Below are 2,448 nucleotides of genomic sequence, written 5' to 3' on the forward strand. Positions count from 1 at the left end.
GTAAGCGGTGTCCCGACCGCACCTTCATCGGCATGGCGTGACACGGCAGTCTGACGATCCCGTTTGGAGGATCGTTTTGTGTCTAGGCTTGACCATAGACTTGAGCCGGATGGTGAGGTTCGGCGGTTCGAGGTCATCACCGGCGTGGTCGGCCGGCGCCGTTGGAGCGCTGATGACCGAGCGCGGATTCTGGAAGAGACCCTGGCACCAGGTGCTGTGGTCTCGGAGGTAGCCCGTCGCCATGGCCTGACGCCGCAACAGTTGTTCACTTGGCGGCGCGAGGCTCGCAAGGCGGCGGAGACGCTTCCGGTGTTTGTTCCGGCGGTGGTCGAGCGGACAGGATCCGAAGCCTCTGACGAGCCGCGTCGACGCGGTCAGCGCCGTTGGCGGCCCCGGTCTCCTGCCGTTGAACTTGAGGCATACGGGATCACGGTTCGGATTGGCGAGAGGGCCGCGCCCGCGATCATCGCTGCGGTGATCGGTGCCTTGAAGGCGCAGCGGTGATCGGGCCGACGGGCCCGGTCCGGGTGATGGTGGCAACCAGGCCAGTAGACTTCCGCAAGGGCGCCGAAGGGCTGGCCGCGCTCGTCCGCGAGGAGATGGGAGCGGATCCCTTCAACGGGGTGATCTATGTGTTCCGCGCCAGGCGCGCCGACCGGATCAAGCTGGTCTACTGGGATGGCACCGGCGTGTGCCTGTTTGCCAAGCGCCTCGAGGACGGCCGGTTCCAGTGGCCCGCGATCACCGACGGCGTCGTACGCCTGACGCCGGCGCAATTGCAGGCACTGCTCGAAGGGCTGGATTGGCGCCGCGTCCACGGCACGCGCGAGATCGTGGCTCCGACAGCGGCGAGCTGATCGCTTTGCGCTGGCAAGCCATTGGTAAATATGGTTGAATCTGCAATGTGAGCGAAGCAGCTGAACCTTTGCCCAGCGACCCGGTCGCACTCCAGGCCATGCTTCTTGCGGAGCGGGCAGAGAACGCTTGGCTTCGGCAGATCATCAAGGAATTGCAGCGCCACCGCTTCGGCAAGAAGGCCGAGACGCTACCGAAGGAGCAGTTGCTTCTGGCGCTCGAGGACGTCGAGCAGGTCGAGGCTGAGGGACTGGCGCGCGAGGAAGCGGCTGACGAGACCAAGCGCGAGGCTCGGGCCCGGACGCGGCGGACGAACCGGGGATCGCTGCCGGCCCATTTGCCGCGGATCGAACGGCTCGTCGACATCGCGGACAAGACCTGCCCGTGTTGCCGGGGGATGCTGCATGTGATGGGGGAGGACGTGAGCGAGCGCCTCGACATCATCCCCGCCCAGTTCCGGGTGATCGTCACCCGCCGCCCCAAATACGCCTGCCGCGCCTGCGAGGAGGTGGTGGTGCAGGCGCCGGCGCCGCCGCGGCTCATCGAAGGCGGCATCCCGACCGAGGATACGGTCGCCCACGTCCTCGTGGCCAAATATGCGGACCACCTGCCGCTCTACCGCCAGGCGCAGATCTATGCCCGGCAGGGCGTGCCCCTGGACCGATCAACACTCGCCGACTGGGTGGGGAAGGCCGCCTTCCTGCTGAAGCCTGTCCATGAGCGGTTGTTCGAGCGGCTGAAGGCGTCCGAGAAGCTCTTTGCCGATGAGACAACGGCTCCGGTCCTGGATCCCGGGCGTGGCCGGACCAAGACGGGCCAGCTCTTCGCCTATGCTCGGGACGACCGGCCATGGGGCGGAACAGAGCCGCCTGGCGTTGCCTACCTTTATGCTCCGGACCGCAAGGCCGAGCAGCCGCTCCGGCATCTGGCTGGCTTTGCCGGGACGCTGCAGGTCGACGGCTATGCGGGCTACAAGGCGCTGGCGTCGCGGGGCGAGGTGAGCCTCGCCTTTTGCTGGGCCCACGTGCGGCGGAAGTTCTTCGAGCTCGCCCATGCCGGTCCCTCGCCGATTGCGACGGAAGCGCTCGCGCGAATTGCCGAACTCTACCGGATCGAGGGAGAGATCCGCGGCCGGAGCGCCGAGGAGCGCCGCGAGCTACGACAGGCAAGGAGCCTACCCATCACCAGCGCACTCGAGCCCTGGCTGAGAGAGAAGCTCGCGCTCATCAGCCAGAAGAGCAAGCTGGCGGAGGCCATCCGCTACATCCTCTCGCGCTGGGATGGCCTTTGCCGCTTCCTCGACGATGGCCGCATCGAGATCGACTCCAACGTCGTCGAGCGCGCCATCCGGCCGCTCGCCCTCAACCGCAAGAACGCGCTGTTTGCGGGCTCCGACGGCGGCGGCGAGCACTGGGCGACGATCGCCTCGCTGGTCGAGACCTGCAAACTCAACGACATCGATCCCCAGGCCTACCTTGCCGACGTCATCAACCGCATCGTCGGCGGACACCCGCAGAGCCAGATCGACGAGCTCTTGCCTTGGGCCTATGCCGCAAGGCCGCTCAAAGCCGTGGCCTGAAAACAGCGCTTACG

The 2,448-nt window shown here is 66.7% G+C and carries 3 protein-coding genes; all 3 read left to right on the forward strand.

What is annotated here, in order from left to right:
• Positions 1–144: 144 nt before the first annotated feature.
• The 3 genes from tnpA (at position 145) to tnpC (ending at position 2,434) form a co-directional block, all read left to right on the forward strand.
• On the forward strand, positions 145–504 hold the full coding sequence (tnpA, locus tag C8P69_RS24650) for an IS66-like element accessory protein TnpA (RefSeq protein ID WP_425440787.1): 360 nt from the start codon (positions 145–147) through the stop codon (positions 502–504).
• Positions 505–530: 26 nt separating this feature from the next.
• Entirely contained in the window at positions 531–857 is a 327-nt protein-coding gene (tnpB, locus tag C8P69_RS23315) for an IS66 family insertion sequence element accessory protein TnpB (RefSeq protein ID WP_425440788.1), read from the forward strand.
• A gap of 98 nt (positions 858–955) precedes the next feature.
• The gene (gene tnpC / locus C8P69_RS23320; RefSeq protein WP_425440786.1) at positions 956–2,434 is read left to right on the forward strand and encodes an IS66 family transposase; all 1,479 of its coding nucleotides are present in this window, start codon (positions 956–958) and stop codon (positions 2,432–2,434) included.
• Positions 2,435–2,448: the final 14 nt, after the last annotated feature.

Origin of the sequence: Phreatobacter oligotrophus (assembly GCF_003046185.1) — a bacterium.
Classification (GTDB): domain Bacteria; phylum Pseudomonadota; class Alphaproteobacteria; order Rhizobiales; family Phreatobacteraceae; genus Phreatobacter; species Phreatobacter oligotrophus.

Coding starts and splice junctions, on each gene's coding strand:
- tnpB (WP_425440788.1), top strand. CDS start 531: ATGGTGGCAACCAGGCCAGTAGACTTCCGCAAGGGCGCCGAAGGGCTG.
- tnpC (WP_425440786.1), top strand. CDS start 956: ATGCTTCTTGCGGAGCGGGCAGAGAACGCTTGGCTTCGGCAGATCATC.